Below are 16,098 nucleotides of genomic sequence, written 5' to 3' on the forward strand. Positions count from 1 at the left end.
TATTGGTCAAGTATATTGACTTAATATGGCAATCCTCTTTAATAAAGTCAATATGGTTGACCAAAATAATTCTGTGCGTGATCAAGAGATGTTTGCAGCGATTGAGCTGTTCTTCTACGCATTTCGCGCCTTTACGGCACGCCCGGACGAAATTCTGGCCGAGCGCGGGCTGGCGCGCCTGCATCACCGCATCCTGTACTTTGTAGCGCGCCGCCCTGGGCAACGGGTCAGTGATCTGCTGGCCACACTCGGGATCAGCAAACAGGCCGTGCATGCGCCGCTGCGCCAGTTGCAGGACGCGGGATTGGTGGTGGTGGATATCGACGCCCAGGATCGACGCGCACGCTGCCTGAGCCTGACGCCGGAAGGCGCGGCACTGGAAGCGCGTCTGTCACAGACCCAAAGGCAAACCCTCGCACAGGCCTTTGCCAGCCAGGGCGAGGGGGCGGAGAGCGCGTGGCGCCGGGTGATGGAAGAGTTGGCCGGGCAGACGAGGCCGAAAAACGTTTAGTTTGGAACAGGCTCTGAGAAGCTGTAACAAAATGAAGTGCAACGGTTCTGGCTAGGCGCGCCGATGCAGACAGTACAAGCAGTACGGCAAGGCGGCGTAACAACGCCAGAATCATTTTGTTACGGCTTCTAGGCGTATGCCGGGGCAAACGCCTTCTCTGCCGGAGCGTTGGTCGCTTCGTTCCAGTACGGCGAAATCTTGCGCAACTGCTCGATGATGGGCGGCACGGCGGCAATCACCCGCTCGACTTCCTCCAGCGTGTTGTAGCGTGAGAGAGAAAAGCGGATCGTGCCATGCGCCGCAGTGTAGGGGATGCCCATGGCACGCATCACATGTGAGGGTTCCAGTGAGCCGGACGTACAGGCCGAGCCGGATGAAGCGGCAATCCCCAGCTTGTTGAGCAGCAGCAGGATGCCTTCGCCTTCCACAAATTCAAAGGCTATGCTGCTGGTATTGGGCAGGCGGTTGTTCAGGTCGCCCGTGGGGTAGGCGCGGGGCACTTTGGCCAGAATGCCGCGTTCGAGCTTGTCACGCAGATAGCGCACATCACTGTTTTCAGTATCGATGTGTTGCATCGCGAGTTCTGCAGCCTTGCCCAGGCCGATGATGCCAGGGGAATTTTCTGTGCCAGGGCGGCGCCCCCGTTCCTGCTGCCCGCCACGCATCAGATTGCGAAAACGCGTGCCCCGGCGCAGATAGAGCACACCGATTCCCTTGGGAGCGTGCAGTTTGTGGCCGGAGAGTGAGAGCATGTCGATCTGGCTGCGCTTCAGGTCAACGGGAATCTTGCCAACGGCCTGCACCGCATCGGTATGGAACAGTATGCCATGGGCGTGGGCGATCTCGGCCATCTCCTCCACAGGGAAGATTGTGCCGGTTTCATTGTTGGCCCACATGGCCGACACAATGGCGACGCGATCATTGAGCAGTGCGCGGTATTCATCCAGATCCAGCCGCCCACGGCCATCCACGCGCAGCTTGTGTACAACAAAGCCTTCTTTTTCCAGCCGCTCACACAGGGCGAGGATGGCAGGGTGCTCCACCACGGTGGTAATGATCTGGTTACGCTCGGGGAAAGCCTTGAGCGCCGATAAAATAGCGGTGTTGTCAGACTCCGTGCCGCCTGAAGTGAATATGATCTCGGAATCATGCTCTGCGCCCAGCAAAGCCTGGATCTGCTGGCGTGCCGCCTTGATGCCCAGCCCGACCTGGTTGCCGAAGCTGTGGATGGAAGAGGCGTTGCCAAACTGCTCGGTAAAGTATGGCAGCATGGCGGCAACCACGGCGGGGTCGCAGGGGGTTGTAGCGTTGTTATCGAGATAGATGGGGGTCATGGCAAGGCTCTCCTAGGGGGCAGGGGCAATGTTTTGATTCAACGTGCCATTTTTAGCGAGCCATTTCGAGCTGGCTGGCGGGCAGCAGGCGGACGTATTCGCCCAGGTCTTCAAAGAGTTTCTGCTGGATCGAGCCCAGCGTGGCGGCTTCCAATGCGCAGCCCATGCAGGCACCTTTGAGATTGACGTAGATGTTCTTGCCCACGATATCCACGATTTCGATGTCGCCGTGGTCCCGCAGTAACATGGGGCGGATGGATTCGATGATCTCTTCGATCTTGCGCATACGTTGCAGATTGGTCAGCTTGGGCTTCGATGCAGGTTCGGCTTCGGCGACAGGTCCTGGCTCCTTCTTTTCGATGGCAGGGGCTTCGCAGCGAGCGGTGTTGACCTCGACGAGGATTTCCTCGATCTGCTCATGACATGAGCAACATGCCCCGCCCGCCTTGGTGTAATGGGTGACCTGCTCCACGGAGGTCAGCCCGTTGCTCTGTACCACGTCCTTGATCAGGGCGGAGTCCACGGCATAGCACTTGCACACCATCTGGCCTTCTTCGTGGTCATCCTTCCAGCTCTCGCCCCGGTAATTGGCAATGGCGGCCTGCAAGGCTTCACGCCCCATCACCGAGCAGTGCATTTTTTCTGGTGGCAGGCCATCGAGGAAGGCTGCGATGTCCTGGTTGCTGATCTTGAGCGCCTCATCCAGGGTCTTGCCCTTGACGATCTCGGTGAGCGCAGAGCTGGAGGCAATGGCCGAGCCGCAGCCAAAGGTTTGGAAGCTGGCGTCCAGAATTACTTCGGTTGTCGGTTCCACCTTCAGCATCAGGCGCAGTGCATCCCCACACTGGATCGAACCCACATCGCCTATTGCATTGGCATCGGCCAGCGGGCCGGCGTTGCGGGGGTTGAAGAAGTGTTCTTTGACTTTTTCGGTATAGTCCCACATGACGTGGCTCCTGTTGAAGCGGGTGATGGCTTGTGTGCTGCAAGCCATGTGCCATGTGGATGGAAGTTTGCAAGTTGATGATAAATATGCGGTTTGTCGCATTTTGCCGAGTGATTGCTGTCACAAAACCCACAAGCGCGGGCAAACCTTACAAAAGCGTGTGAAATTTGGCGCAAACCTGGAGGTAACCCGCGTGGGAACCGAGTTTTGGGATGGTTTTTTGTGCGGGGGAATCTTGACGTGCAAGGTTGTGGAGTTTGGCACTACGCCAGCTTATGTACAGGGCTCCATCCGTGCGGAGATCGCAATTCTGACCAATGCCGAGGAGGCTGATATTGCCAGCCCGGGGGAGGAGCTGAACCTGGGTTCGTATAGGCGGGGAATTGGCTTCCCCGGTGATCCATACCTGGAATTTCCGCCTTGGGCCTCTGCGCCTTGCACCAGCAGGTGGTAAGGAGATTGCGGAAGAAAAAGTTTCCCCCGCCTCCCCAAAGGTGCCTTGCCACTACTGGCCTGCGGTGCCCAGTCTGGCAGGGGAATGTGCGCTCAAGTAGTCAGGGCTGGTCGGCAAGCGCTGCCTCAAAAAAACGCACCAGGGCGTCCTGGTAGGTGGTGCCAAAGCGGGCCGTCATGGCCTCGATATGACCACCACCGGGTACTGTAATCAGCGTCTTGGGGGGCTGGGCCTGTTGCAACAGCATCTTGGCGTGATCGTACGGAATCACTTCGTCAGCCGTGCCATGCAACAAGAGCAGAGGGATCGGCGCAAGCTTGGCAATGTAGCGTTCTGCACTGTACTGGTCACTGACCAGCAAGCCCGCGCCGGGGAGCGTCTGATTGGCAATCGTGGAATAGGAATAGAAAGTTGCTTCGATGGCGACTGCCTTGACCCCGGAGCGGTTACCGGCGCCGACCGCTGCAATCGCATTGGTGCCCCCCAGGCTTTGGCCAAAAACCAGCAGGCGCAGTGGATCGATATCTGGGCGCTGGCGCACGTAATCAATGGCGCTATTGGCATCTTCAAATACGCCTTTGGGCTCGGGCGAACCGTGTGATTGGCCGTAGCCCCGGTAATCAAAGACAAAGACGTTGAACCCTCGTTGTGGCAGCCATGAAACAAGGAGCCAGTGAGAACTCATGTTCTCGGCATTGCCATGAAAATGGATCACCGTGCCTTTGGCATCCTGTGGGCGGCTAAAGCCTTGTGCGGGCACAAACCAGCCGGAGAGCAAAGTGCCATCCTTGCTCTGGAAACTCACGGTCTCAAACGGCAAACCCTGATCAGCCGGGCTGCCGTATGCAAGTTGATCCGGGTAGTAGAACGCTTTTTCCACACAGCCCATGAGCGGCAGACATACAAAAGATAATGCCAACCAGATGCAGCATCCTGCATAGTTGGTACGAATGCGCCAGGCTGTGGAAAAAATGGACATGAGGGAGGTGAGCCAATGCGATCTGAGCAATCTATCACAGCTCAATCGATTCGAGCCAAGACTATGCAGAAATGATATCGGGCGAAGGGCTTCGCGGGCGCACACAAAAAATCCGGGGCTTGCCTGCCGAACCGCTCAGGCATCGCCCCGGAGGGTACCCATTCAAGCACGGCGCAAACACGCTGCGCCGCGCCATTTCAGTTTTGCACCGGGTAGGGATTGCCCAGCGTGGCCGTGCTGGCTACGGTGGTGTCACCATGGCGGGCAGAGAAAGTTTCAGCCACATTGGTTTGGGCGACGGGGTAAGGGTTGCCCAGGGTGGCTGTGCTGGCACGCGTGGTGTCGCCATGCTGTGCCGGGAAGGTTTCCAGCGAGCGCTCTTGGGCAACAGGATACGGATTGCCCATGGTGGCGGTGCTGGCGCGGGTGGTGTCAGCAGCCATGGCGGCGCCAGAAGCAAGCAAAGTAGCCAGTACGGCGGAGAGGAGGAAGGAAGTTCTCATGATAAAGCTCCATATTTCTAGCGTGGTACAGGGGGAGGGGTATCGGCCCACAGCCCCCACGCGGGTCTGCATGCCTTATTTGTCTTTGCAGCCAAGTGTTGATGCACCTTATCTGCTACCGATCAGAATCTTTTCTAAACTGAACGGTACGGTTATATTTTATGTATTGGGAGGAAGATGTCAAGACAAATTGGGGAGAAAAACGTTAATGCAATGTAAGCCAGACCCTGAAAATGAAGGCAGATCCATGCGCCACAAGGGTTTTGAGGCTTTTTTGAAGGCCTATCATTTGTTTAAATCGAGCGAATAGCTTTTTTTGATGGCGAATAGGGCTGTGCGCCCGGATGCGACCGCAGGCCATAGCCCGTGCTGATTGAGGAGAGATCAGATGATCGAAAGCAGGCGTTGAAACGCGATGGATGCTACAGGCAGGAGGGTATCTATGCGGTGCGGGGCTTACAACGCCGCAACTCGTTCATCAGATCAGGAGTGGTGGGATGCAATCAGGCGGCCAAGGGCTTCTTCACACATGTCCAGCACCCGTTCAAAGTCGGCAGATTCACCATAGTAGGGGTCTGGCACATCTTCCCCTGCCCACAGTGTGGAATAGTTCAGGAATAGATCCAGTTTGCCATGGTGCTCGGTCGGGCAACGACGCTTGAGCCAGACCAGGTGCCCCTTGTCCATAGCCAGGATGAGATCAAAGTGCGCGAAATCGGCGTCCTGAATCGGGCGGGCGCGAAGCCGGGACAGATCGTAACCCCGCCTGCGAGCAGCACGCTGGGCGCGCTCATCCGGCGCCTCGCCGGTATGGTAGGCATGCGTGCCTGCCGAATCGAACTCAAACAAATGCCCCAGCCCCTGCTTGGCCGCAAGCTCACGAGCCAACCCGTCTGCCGTGGGCGAGCGGCAAATGTTACCTGTACACACGAATAGGATGCGTTGCATGGCGAAAAAACTGGAAAATGACAGCTTGGCAAGTATAAATCAGCATTTAGCACGAACGCAGGTGAGCCTGACCCCTTCTGCGGGCGACCTGTCTTCGGGGTGATAGATTTTGGGATCGCAGACGGTGACAACCCGCAAGATTTTGATGCAGAATAAATAGATAGAGCTCTGCCACGAACGGATGCTCAGACTTACTACAAAGCAGCCGTTTGGTGTGCTAAAACTGAAATCTGAAGAGTGATGTTTTTGCCGATTCTGTTAAAGCAGGTTGTATGTATAGCATAATCCTGCGAAAGCTAATCCTCTCTGGTCGGTCATGCCGTGTTAGGGGGCACTTGCCGATGTTATGCAGCAAATCTGTTTCCTATAAAAAGGAGCCCCAATGCCTGATTACGAATCCCTTATCGACTACCTTATCGCGAATATCGATAAGCTCACCCATTCAAGCGGCGCTGGTCTTTTGTTTGATTTCCCTGATTTCGAACTGATGCCTTTTGACTACCTTGAGTTCGCAGAGCAGGATCTGTCAAAGGATACAACTTCGTCTCGTATCGGCTGCGTATCCAATCTGAAGCGTGCAACAGAATGTGAAATGGATACCCTTATTCACATCCTTGGCCTTACAAAACATGTAAAGAGCTTCCCGAAGAAACTCGAATTCGTGTCAAACGTTGGCCTAATTTCTCCGCGCTCCCTCGATAAGCTCAATCGTATTCGAAACAAGATGGAGCACGAGTATGCTGTTCCGAAATTAAGCGAATTGGAAGCGTACTTTGATCTCGCTTCGGGTTTCGTGTACTCGATTGAGGGATACATATTCATGCTGGCATCCCACGCTGAGCAAGAATGGTGTAGATCAGACCCTTTTGAAAAGCCCGCGTTTCGCGTGAAACTGGAACGTGACCCGGCGAGAATTGAGTTTTGCCTCATTTCGTCAGTTGATAAGGTTCAAACACTTACCTTTGATACAACCAACTTCGACAACTACCTAAAAGTGCTGAAAGTGTTCTTTTTGTTATGCAGAGCAACTGCCCTTTTGAGCACCGATTACCTTCTATCCAAATTGACTGGAACTCCTTTGACAATCAATGGGAGGGGATAGCCTATCATTCCAGCGAATCTACGCGCAATCAATAAAGGCGCAAGCGTTCAATTCCACGATTGAAGTCTGGTCCGTGGAGTAGGGGGCAACATAAAAACTCGCCCATGCCACGCGAAGGTGGGATGGGCGATTGCGTTTGAATGATGCTTAAAGCATCAAGCCATGGCTTCGTACAGGGGCAGCGTCAGGAATTCGGGATACTCTTCTGACAAGGACATCTGTTCGAATATGCCGGCGGCTTGGTCGTAGCTCGCGGTATCTTCGCCCTGTGCAATGACGGTGGCTTTCACCTTGGCCAATTCTTCAGGGATCAGCCCGCGCACGAGTGCAGCGTCGACCTTGCGGCCATCGTCCAGCACGCCCTTGGGTGAGCGTACCCATTGCCACACTTGGGAGCGGCTGATTTCCGCCGTGGCCGCGTCTTCCATCAGGTTGTGGATCGGCACACAGCCATTGCCTGCGAGCCAGGAGCCGAGGTAATGGATGCCAACGTTGATGTTGTTGCGCAGGCCCGCCTCGGTGATCGGTTGCTCGGGCTGGAAGTTGAGCAGATCGGCAGCGGTGAAGTTCACGTCCGGGCGCTGTTTGTCCCACTGGTTGGGGCGATCCCCCAGCACTTTGACGAATTCTTCATGCGCAATCGGCACCAGCCCGGGGTGGGCTACCCAGCCGCCGTCGAAGCCATCGGTCGCATCACGGGTCTTGTCGGCCCGCACGCCAGCCAGCGCCTTTTCGTTGGCCGCAGGGTCGTTCTTGATGGGGATGAGTGCTGCCATGCCGCCAATCGCCGGGGCACCGCGCTTGTGGCAGGCCTTGACCAGAGACAGCGCGTAGGAGCGCATGAAGGGCACCGTCATGGTGATGCTGCCCCGGTTGGCGAGGCAGAAATCCTTGTTGCTCTTGAACTTCTTGATGCAGGAGAAGATGTAGTCCCAACGCCCGGCGTTGAGCCCGGCGCTGTGTTCGCGCAGCTCGAAGAGGATTTCTTCCATCTCGAAGGCGGCGAGGATCGTTTCGATCAGCACGGTGGCTTTGATGGTACCGCGTGGCAGGCCGAGTTCATCTTGCGCCATGCAGAAGATGTCATTCCACAGGCGGGCTTCCAGATGGCTTTCCATCTTCGGCAGGTAGAAGAAGGGGCCAGCGCCGCGTGCGATCTGCTCCTTGGCGTTGTGGAACATGAACAGCGCAAAATCGAAGATGCCACCGGATACGCGCTGACCATCCACGCGCACATGCTTTTCATCCAGATGCCAGCCACGCGGGCGCACCTGCAGGGTGGCGGTCTTGTCGTTGAGGCGGTATTCCTTGCCTGCTTCGTTCTTGAAGCTGATGGTGCGGCGAATGGCGTCAAACAGGTTGATCTGGCCCTGGATCTGGTTGAACCAGTTCGGCGAGTTGGAATCCTCAAAGTCCGTCATGTAGGAGTCCGCCCCGGAGTTGAGCGCGTTGATGATCATCTTGCGCTCTACCGGCCCGGTAATCTCCGTGCGGCGGCATTCCAGTGCCTTGGGCAAGGGGGCGATGTGCCATTGGCCATCGCGGATGAATTGGGTGTCGGGCAGAAAATCCGGCATCTCGCCTGCGTCGATCCGCGCCTGCCGGGCGACCCGGGCGGCGAGCAGCGCTTTGCGTTGCGGCTCGAACGCACGATGCAGACGGGCAACCAGGGCCAGCGCCTCGGTGCTCAGAATCTGCTCAAAACCGGGATGGATCGGGGCATTGATCTCAATGCCCGCAGGAAGGTTCAGCGACATGAATCTCTCTCCTGAAGAAAATGGGTTGGACGTGGTCTGCGTCGGGGTTTACATGAACCCCAATCATATAGTGATGCTGCAGCGCAGTGTAACGCGCGCACCGGTCTGTGCGAAGCGTATTGCCCAAAAAGGGGGCCTTTATCAGGGAAAGCAGATGAAGTGTATGCCGCTTTCGGTATTTACGCTGGCGGCAAAGTCTGGCTCAAGGCTGAAAGGGTGTGTTGTTTGGGCTGGCTGTACCGTTTTTGCGCAGCAATGAAAAAATAAGCAGGTCATGGTATTCCCCAAGCCAGAAACCTGCTTCGTGTAAATGCCCTTCTTGGATAAATCCTTGCTTTCCCAAAAGTTGAATTGAGGCTGCATTTTCAGGATGAACCAAAGCCTCGATCCTGTTGAGTTCCATATGCCTGAAACCCCAGGCCAAAATGGCGGACAGGGCCTCTGTCATGAGTCCGTTGCCCCAGGCAAATGCCGCAAGCTCAAATCCGATGGAACAACTATTCCATCCCCGGTTCCATTTAAAAAGGAAGCAAGACCCCAGGAGTCGGCCATCTTCTTTGCTCTGAAGGGCCCAGCGTGTGCCAGGGTTTGGCATCTGACGCCAACTGGCAGCAGTTTCTATGAGGTTCTCTGCTTGTTCAATGTTGAGGATGGGATCAGAGCCATACCAGCGCATAGCCTGTTTGTTACTGTGGAGGGATAAAATTTCTTTGGCATCCGATATGACGATTTCACGCAATAACAGACGATCTGTTTCAAGGGCAGGAAAGTGACTCATGACTGGATTGTTGATGGTGTGCTGGCGCTTAGGGTTGCTTTTTGTCTGAACAGCTTGGCACCTTGCCGATATTGACCGGGAATGGGCATTGCAAAAAGGACTGGGGATTGATGGCAGCCTTATAAGGTGCAAATCTGCGCCTGATCGGTTTTCCGGGGCTGGTGTCTTCCGGCCGGTCAAATGATCGGGTCATGCTCCCTTTGCGAAAATCAATGAGGGTTGTGCCAACTCCATCTCTTGAGGCGGAATAGAACCTGAGGGTACGGAGTGAAAGGGTCTGGCCTTTGACCGCAAAACGGTGCGTCACAATGGTGGAAGCGCCTGCGCCACAGGCGAACTGATAGTCGAATGACACGGTGACGATATTGCGTTTGACTGCCAGTTCCGGCCCGAGCACCACGGTACATGGGTCGTCTGGATAGGTGAGGCTGGGGGCTTGGAATTCCCAGATGCGTCCTCCGGGGGGATTGGGCTTATCGTCCAGCGTGATTCTGACTTTGCGAGGCCGTGGATTGGCGGGCGCACCAATATTGCCGACCCGCGCATCGGGATCAAGGCTTTCCGTCTGATCTTCCAGCAACTGAATCTGGATCATTTCATTACGATCAGGCAGAGGTGCTGTGACGGCGTGCAGGACGACCCATTGGTTGTTTTCTGCCTGGGCGGGAAGAGACAGCCCCAGCCCCACAGTAAGGAGTATTTCAAAGCGAAATCCCATGGTGGCTCCGGCGTTTATGGCTCAAATGGCGTGGTACACGCGCATGTGGCAATCATGCCATACCTTGCAGATGGCTCAAGATTTCACGCTGCAAGGCATTCTTTTTGCGTGGGGAACGGGTATTATCCGTCCCTTTTTGCTGCGAGACCGCTTGATGAGAGCAACACCTGCGCGTGCCTGTGGCGTGGATTTCGGCACTTCCAATTCCACCGTGGGCCTTGTTCGCCCTGGCAACGAGATTCTGCTGGCGCTGGAGGCCGGTAAGCTGACGCTGCCTTCTGCTGTGTTCTTTAACGCCGATGAAGACAGCACCCACTTTGGGCGGGATGCCATGGCGCAGTATCTGGAAGGCTACGAGGGCCGCCTGGTGCGCGCACTCAAAAGTCTGCTGGGTTCCAGCCTGATCGATGCCTATACCGAGGTGGCTGGGCGGGCCCTGTCTTTCCGCGATCTGCTCAAGACCTTTATTGCTGAGCTCAAGCGCCGCGCCGAGCTGGCGGCAGGGCGCCCGCTGGACCATGCGGTGTTCGGGCGGCCGGTTTTCTTTGTCGACGGCAAACCGGAAGCGGACCGGTTGGCAGAACAAACTTTGGCTGAGATTGCGCAGGCGGTGGGGTTCCGCGAAGTCAGTTTCCAGTTCGAGCCGATTGGTGCCGCTTATTACTACGAACGCAGCATTCAGCGTGAAGAACTCGTCCTAATCGCCGATATTGGCGGCGGTACGGCGGACTTTTCTTTGGTGCGCCTGTCCCCCGAGCGCGCCATGCGCGATGATCGGCGGGACGATCTGCTTGCCAACGGGGGCGTGCACATTGGCGGTACAGACTTTGACCGTGCCCTGAATCTGGCCGCCGCCATGCCCTTGTTGGGTTATGGCAGCCGTACCGCACAAGGGGCAGCACTGCCTTCGCAGCTGTTCTTCCAGCTCGCCACTTGGCATACGATTCCCCTGGCATACACACGCCCGGCTTGGGCGGATTTCCAGCAACTCTACCGGATGAGTGTGGAGCGGGAAAAACTTGATCACCTCTCCCGCCTGATTGATCAGCGTGCCGGGCATTGGCTGGCTTTGCAGGTGGAGGAGGCCAAGATCGCGCTGTCTGAAGTGGAAGAGGTGGAGCTTGCGCTGGAGGATATGCTACCCGGCCTGCGTACCACGATCAGCCAGGAAACCTTTGCCAGTGCAAGCCGGGAACTGATCGAGCGCACCGCCCGCACCGTGGCCGATCTGTTGGCACAGGCGGGCGTGGCGGATACGGCGGTTGATACCCTGTTCTTCACCGGTGGCGGCAGTGGCGTCACCCAGTTGCGCGAAGCCATCTCGGCCTTGTTGCCGCAGGCCCGCGTCTGTGAAGGCGATCTGTTTGGTAGCATTGGCGCAGGCTTGGCGCTGGAAGCCGCTCGGCGCTATGGTTGAGCCAGATCAGGCGCATAGCGGGCTGATCAGCGGTTGGGCGATGCGCACGTAATCCTGCGCGTTGAGCACCATGGAGTGATCCAGTCGCCCGGCATTGAAGGCGATTTCGTCGTACTGCTCTACCAGATCAGGATCTACCACCAGCGTGATGCGAGGGGAGAAGCTGAACGGCGGAATCGCGCCGATGACGCAGCTGGTTGCCTGCATGGCCTCCTCGGGCGAGGCGAGCGTGGCTTTCCTGATCTGCACCGCCTGGGCGAGTTTTTTGAAATCCAGTTTGCGGTCCCCGGATAAAACGGCCAGATAGAGTTGGTCGGCGCCTTCTCTGTTTTTGCACAGCATGGCCTTGGCGCCCTGCCCGGGCAAGGTGCCTCGGATTTGTGCCACGAGTTCGGATTTGCCTTCGGGTGGATGGGGAATCACCCTGAAGCGGGCATTCTGGTTTTGCAGCAGAGCGAGCAACTGTTCAAACATGATGAAGAACTTTGTAGCGTGAATCCGCCACATTATGCGCCGCCATCATGTGCCGATAAAGCACTCATCCGCCCCCCTTGTCCTTCACCCCGACAACACCGACAATCGCCCCCATGACTTCTACACCTATTGATATCAGCGAAGAATCCGGCGTTCGCTACCTGCATTTTGGCTCGGAATGGGTTCAGGGGGCCATGCGCATCCGCCGCCCGGTGGATCTGGAACTGGCCTACACGCGGGAGATGATGGCGGGGCTACTTATGCATGAGGGCTGGAACGCGGGGCCGGCGTGGCCTGCGCGCATTCTGCTCGTGGGCCTGGGGGCCGGGTCACTTACCAAATTCTGCTACTGGAAACTGCCACATGCGCAGGTGACCGTGGTGGAGATCAATCCTGCTGTATGGGCCATGGCGCGGCAATATTTCAAGCTCCCCCCGGATGATGCGCGGCTACACGTGGAGATAGCCGATGGCGTCGAATTCATGCGTCAGGATGCAGGCATATATGACTATATCCTGGTGGATGGCTACGACAAGAATGCCAAAGTGGGCCTGCTCGATAGCGAGCCTTTCTACCAGAGCTGTCGTGAGCGCCTNAGCGAGCGGGGCATTCTCAGCGCCAACATGTTCGGGCGCTCACGCAAGTATGAGCCTTCGCTCAAGCGCCTGGGCAACGCTTTTGAGCACAGGGCCATGGCTTTTCCGTCTTGCGACAGTGGCAACGTGGTGGCCTTTGCGGCCAAGGGGGATCCTATCGAGGCCAGCATTGCTGATCTACGTATGCGTGCTACTGCGCTGAAAGCGGCCACTGGCCTGGATTTGCGCCCCACCGTGACACGTCTTGAGCAAGCCAATACGCTGCCCGGCGGAGTGCTCAAACTTTAGGAAGCCGTAACACAATGGTTCTGGCGTTGTTGCGCCGCCTTGCCGTACTACCGGTGCTGTCTGCGTCGGCGCGCCTAGCCAGAACCGTTGCACTCCATTTTGTTTCAGCTTCCCCAGATCAGCCTGCCATCAACTTTTGCCCCACCTCGGTAAAAGACCAGTGGGTCTGGATGATGCGCCATTGCCCTGCGATGCGCTGGAACACCTCGGTACAGTTCCAGCGCAAGGCATTCTCGCTGCCACCCCAGGATTTGAAATTGTAGCTCAGCACGGCGGCATCCCCGATGTATTGGACTTTGGGGTCGAGGAACTCAAAGTGCGCGGCGCTGATCTTGCCACGCAAGGCCTCATAATAGTCCGTCAGCGCCGCCAAGCCGTCCATGCGCCGGGCGAGGAAGGGGTCGAAGTACACCACGTCCGGCGCGCAGATTTCCAGAAAGCCCGAAGGGTCGCCCTGGCACCAGCGCTGCATGGCGGCTTTTTCAAGGGCCAGAATTTCGTCTTCGTGCTGATTGGTATTCATGTGGGGCTCCTGATGGTGGGGTCAATGTGGGGATTATGCCATATGGCAGCATGACCGTTTGCAGGCATGGCCCGCACCGAACCCCGAGCTTGTTCAAACTGGCCGATCAAATGTGTCGGCAGGCTGCATTGCAATGCAGGGCTCCAGGCGATTGACATAAAAAAGCGGCACCACGGAAACCGTGGATGCCGCCCAAGTTCTACGGGGAGGAGAAAACGAAATGCGGATGGATCAGAATTTGTAAGCCAAGCCTACTGTATAGGTGTTAACAGAGCCATAGCCCGTGGAGGGATTCCCCAAATTGCCATAGCGGTTCCATTCCACGCGGGTGGCCACCTGCGGGGTGATGTCATAACTGGCACCCAGCCCAAGAAGGGGGCCTGTGGTAGTGTGGCTGGTGTTGACGGTGTCCACACCATTGCTACCAGAAGCGCGCAGTTCGGTATCTGCCCTGATCAGGCCAAGTTTGCCGTATACCGACACATTGTGTGCCAGTGGCAGGATACCCAGTGCCGCTGCAGTGACACCTTGTGATTTGAATTCACCTACGACAGCCGCATTGGATGCGCCGCTGACGTTGGATTGATAACCGAATTTGCCCAAATTGACATAGCCCGCTTCCACTGCCAGATTTGGCGTGATGCGATACCCAAAGCTTAAGCCGTAGGTGGTATTCTGCGTATCAGACGTGCCGGATGACACACCAATACCCTGTGCGCCCAGGGCGCTATCGATACCGCCTTTGCGCAACGAGGAGACTCCCGCGCCCACGTTGGCGCTGACGTAAGGGCCTGTTGAAAAATCCGCAGCCTGAGCCTGGCCTGCCAGACACAAACCGCCAACAACCAGAGTAGCAACGATGGAATGGGGGATGAATGTTTTCATGTTTGTGCTCCTTGATATATCCAGTCATCTGGAGCGCCCATTGAACCTCAAAGTTGTAAGCCCCCTGTTTCGTGATGTTTCTGAACTGCTACAGGATGCAAGAAAGTGTTACAGGCGTACCGCTCCAAGGCGCTTCAGATTGATTCCCAAGGGTGGCTAAAGGGGTTACTTTTCTTGAAAATGCAGCTGTGGGTCTAAAGACTTTCAGGCAGAGGCCGTTACTCCGCCAAGGCTGATGCTCATTTCAGCCGCAATTGGGAGGTCAATATGAATATTGCGCGCAAGATCATGCTGCTTGTGTTGTTTGCGCTGGCAACCTGTGCCGCCATCGTGGGTGTGGCGACATTCGGGCTGAGCCGGGTCAAATCGGGTGTGGATGACATTACTTCTACCACCTTGCCTGCGGTAATGGCCGCCGGGGAAATTCGGGCCAAATACCTCACGCTGCACGCTGCTGCCTATGATCGCATTCCGGTCACGGATGCTGACGCAGCCAAGCGTATCGAAGCGCGTATGGACGAGTTGAGCAATGGCATCATCAAGGAGATCGTCTTCTATACCGAGAAAACGACTGACCCTAACGAAAAGCAGATTCTCGATGAGGCCAAACGGGGCATTGCGACCTATGTGAGCAAGATGAGCCAGGTGCGCAACCTTGCGGGCTCGGGTGAGGCACAGATGGCTATGAACGTGATGCAGACCCAGGTCGGCCCCGTCCATGCGCAGCTTGCCGACGCCTTCGACAAGCTCCTGAAGATCAAAGCCACTCAGGCGGAAAGCGTCTCTAAGGCGGCTGCCGCATCGTTTGCCACCACCATCAGCGTAACCATTGTTGCTGCCGTGCTGGGCCTGGGCCTGATTGCTGTATTGGGCTTCACGCTCGGGCGCTCCATCATCCGACCACTGGATTCCATGCAAAGGGCAATTGCCCGCACTGCCGAGGAACTTGATTTCCGCAATGATCTGCCCGTCAAGAGCAGGGATGAGATCGGCAAAACCCTGGCGGCCTACAATTCCCTGCTCGCCCGCCTGCGCAGCAGCTTTGCACACATCCAGCAATCAACCAACCAGATGCTCAAAGCCGCCCATGAAGCCAGGGCGAACGCGCACCAGATTGCGGAAAACTCCCGCCAGCAAAGCGATGCCTCCTCAGGCATGGCCGCTGCCATTGAAGAGCTGACAGTCAGCATCTCCCACGTTGCCTCCCAGGCACACGAGGCGACCCAGCACACCCTTTCGTCCCAAAGCAGCGCCGAACGTGGCAGCGAAGTGATTCTGGCCACGGTAGGAGGCATTCAGAGCATTGCCCGCACCGTTGAAGCCGCCGCCGAGCGCATCAATGCATTGCGCAACGATAGCGAAAGCATCTCCTCGGCCGCCAACATCATCCGGGATATTGCCGATCAAACCAATCTGCTGGCGCTCAACGCCGCCATTGAAGCCGCTCGCGCAGGCGAGCAGGGGCGCGGTTTTGCCGTGGTGGCAGATGAAGTGCGCAAGCTCGCAGAGCGCACCGCGAATTCCACGCAAGAGATCTCCTCCATGCTCGAACGCATGCAAAGCAGCGCCCGACAAGCAGTAGATACCATGAATGATGCGGTGCGCGAAGTGGCCGGTGGCGTGGAAAACGCCAATGAAGCAGGGGCCTCCATCCAGGGGATCAAGCAAGGCTCAGGCGTCGTGGTCAAGGCGGTGGAAGATATTACCGACGCCATGCGCGAACAAAGCACCGCCAGCACCACCATTGCCCAGCAGATCGAACAGATCGCCCAGATGACCGAAAGCAACTCCTCAGCAGCCATACAGTCCGCCGATGCGGTCGACAAAATGGCCTCGATGAGCCAGGACATCGCCCGTGCACTGGAAGTCTACAAGGTTTGAAGCG

Annotated in this window: 16 protein-coding genes; 5 read left to right on the top strand and 11 right to left on the bottom strand. The window is 56.8% G+C overall.

Going from position 1 to position 16,098, the window contains the following annotated elements; genetic code table 11:
• Nucleotides 1–52 precede the first annotated feature (52 nt).
• Nucleotides 53–511, top strand: coding sequence for a MarR family winged helix-turn-helix transcriptional regulator (locus B145_RS0120485; protein ID WP_033407863.1), 459 nt, complete (start codon nucleotides 53–55; stop codon nucleotides 509–511).
• A gap of 128 nt (nucleotides 512–639) precedes the next feature.
• On the opposite strand, the gene nifS is transcribed toward B145_RS0120485, so the two are convergent.
• The 5 genes from nifS to B145_RS0120520 all read right to left on the bottom strand — a co-directional run bounded on the left by nifS (nucleotide 640) and on the right by B145_RS0120520 (nucleotide 5,675).
• On the bottom strand, nucleotides 640–1,845 hold the full coding sequence (gene nifS, locus B145_RS0120490; RefSeq protein WP_018609827.1) for a cysteine desulfurase NifS: 1,206 nt from the start codon (nucleotides 1,843–1,845) through the stop codon (nucleotides 640–642).
• 52 nt (nucleotides 1,846–1,897) lie between these two features.
• On the bottom strand, nucleotides 1,898–2,791 hold the full coding sequence (gene nifU, locus B145_RS0120495) for a Fe-S cluster assembly protein NifU (RefSeq protein ID WP_018609828.1): 894 nt from the start codon (nucleotides 2,789–2,791) through the stop codon (nucleotides 1,898–1,900).
• Nucleotides 2,792–3,345: 554 nt separating this feature from the next.
• On the bottom strand, nucleotides 3,346–4,224 hold the full coding sequence (locus tag B145_RS0120505; RefSeq protein WP_018609830.1) for an alpha/beta hydrolase: 879 nt from the start codon (nucleotides 4,222–4,224) through the stop codon (nucleotides 3,346–3,348).
• A 197-nt stretch (nucleotides 4,225–4,421) separates the two neighbouring features.
• Nucleotides 4,422–4,727 carry a hypothetical protein gene (locus B145_RS0120510; protein WP_018609831.1) on the bottom strand — a complete coding sequence of 102 codons (306 nt, stop codon included), beginning with the start codon at nucleotides 4,725–4,727 and terminating at the stop codon, nucleotides 4,422–4,424.
• Nucleotides 4,728–5,210: 483 nt separating this feature from the next.
• Nucleotides 5,211–5,675, bottom strand: coding sequence for a low molecular weight protein-tyrosine-phosphatase (locus tag B145_RS0120520; RefSeq protein WP_018609833.1), 465 nt, complete (start codon nucleotides 5,673–5,675; stop codon nucleotides 5,211–5,213).
• A gap of 382 nt (nucleotides 5,676–6,057) precedes the next feature.
• Here B145_RS0120520 and B145_RS0120525 point away from each other — a divergent pair, with 382 nt between their 5' ends.
• Complete coding sequence (locus B145_RS0120525) at nucleotides 6,058–6,777, top strand: hypothetical protein (RefSeq protein WP_018609834.1); 720 nt, start codon at nucleotides 6,058–6,060, stop codon at nucleotides 6,775–6,777.
• 155 nt (nucleotides 6,778–6,932) lie between these two features.
• Here the strand turns inward: B145_RS0120525 and aceB are convergent, their stop codons facing one another.
• The 3 genes from aceB to B145_RS0120540 all read right to left on the bottom strand — a co-directional run bounded on the left by aceB (nucleotide 6,933) and on the right by B145_RS0120540 (nucleotide 10,030).
• On the bottom strand, nucleotides 6,933–8,534 hold the full coding sequence (gene aceB, locus B145_RS0120530) for a malate synthase A (RefSeq protein ID WP_018609835.1): 1,602 nt from the start codon (nucleotides 8,532–8,534) through the stop codon (nucleotides 6,933–6,935).
• 202 nt (nucleotides 8,535–8,736) lie between these two features.
• Nucleotides 8,737–9,312, bottom strand: coding sequence for a GNAT family N-acetyltransferase (locus tag B145_RS0120535; protein WP_018609836.1), 576 nt, complete (start codon nucleotides 9,310–9,312; stop codon nucleotides 8,737–8,739).
• Between the two features lie 28 nt (nucleotides 9,313–9,340).
• Nucleotides 9,341–10,030: a hypothetical protein gene (locus B145_RS0120540; RefSeq protein ID WP_018609837.1), complete on the bottom strand. Its 690-nt coding sequence runs from the start codon at nucleotides 10,028–10,030 to the stop codon at nucleotides 9,341–9,343.
• A gap of 154 nt (nucleotides 10,031–10,184) precedes the next feature.
• Between B145_RS0120540 and B145_RS0120545 the strand changes: the two genes are divergently transcribed.
• Nucleotides 10,185–11,447, top strand: a complete 1,263-nt coding sequence (locus B145_RS0120545) for an Hsp70 family protein (RefSeq protein ID WP_026259338.1) — start codon at nucleotides 10,185–10,187, stop codon at nucleotides 11,445–11,447.
• 6 nt (nucleotides 11,448–11,453) lie between these two features.
• Here the strand turns inward: B145_RS0120545 and B145_RS0120550 are convergent, their stop codons facing one another.
• Entirely contained in the window at nucleotides 11,454–11,954 is a 501-nt protein-coding gene (locus B145_RS0120550; protein WP_018609839.1) for a YbaK/prolyl-tRNA synthetase associated domain-containing protein, read from the bottom strand.
• 80 nt (nucleotides 11,955–12,034) lie between these two features.
• Here B145_RS0120550 and B145_RS0120555 point away from each other — a divergent pair, with 80 nt between their 5' ends.
• Nucleotides 12,035–12,805 carry a spermine/spermidine synthase domain-containing protein gene (locus B145_RS0120555; protein WP_018609840.1) on the top strand — a complete coding sequence of 257 codons (771 nt, stop codon included), beginning with the start codon at nucleotides 12,035–12,037 and terminating at the stop codon, nucleotides 12,803–12,805.
• 118 nt (nucleotides 12,806–12,923) lie between these two features.
• Here the strand turns inward: B145_RS0120555 and B145_RS0120560 are convergent, their stop codons facing one another.
• Nucleotides 12,924–13,328 carry a YybH family protein gene (locus B145_RS0120560; protein WP_018609841.1) on the bottom strand — a complete coding sequence of 135 codons (405 nt, stop codon included), beginning with the start codon at nucleotides 13,326–13,328 and terminating at the stop codon, nucleotides 12,924–12,926.
• A 231-nt stretch (nucleotides 13,329–13,559) separates the two neighbouring features.
• A complete protein-coding gene (locus tag B145_RS0120565) occupies nucleotides 13,560–14,213 on the bottom strand; it encodes an outer membrane beta-barrel protein (RefSeq protein WP_018609842.1) in 654 nt (217 codons plus the stop codon).
• Between the two features lie 267 nt (nucleotides 14,214–14,480).
• Here B145_RS0120565 and B145_RS27800 point away from each other — a divergent pair, with 267 nt between their 5' ends.
• Entirely contained in the window at nucleotides 14,481–16,094 is a 1,614-nt protein-coding gene (locus tag B145_RS27800; protein WP_018609843.1) for a methyl-accepting chemotaxis protein, read from the top strand.
• Nucleotides 16,095–16,098 lie beyond the last annotated feature (4 nt).

The organism is Uliginosibacterium gangwonense DSM 18521 (assembly GCF_000373965.1).
Taxonomy (GTDB): Bacteria; Pseudomonadota; Gammaproteobacteria; order Burkholderiales; family Rhodocyclaceae; genus Uliginosibacterium; species Uliginosibacterium gangwonense.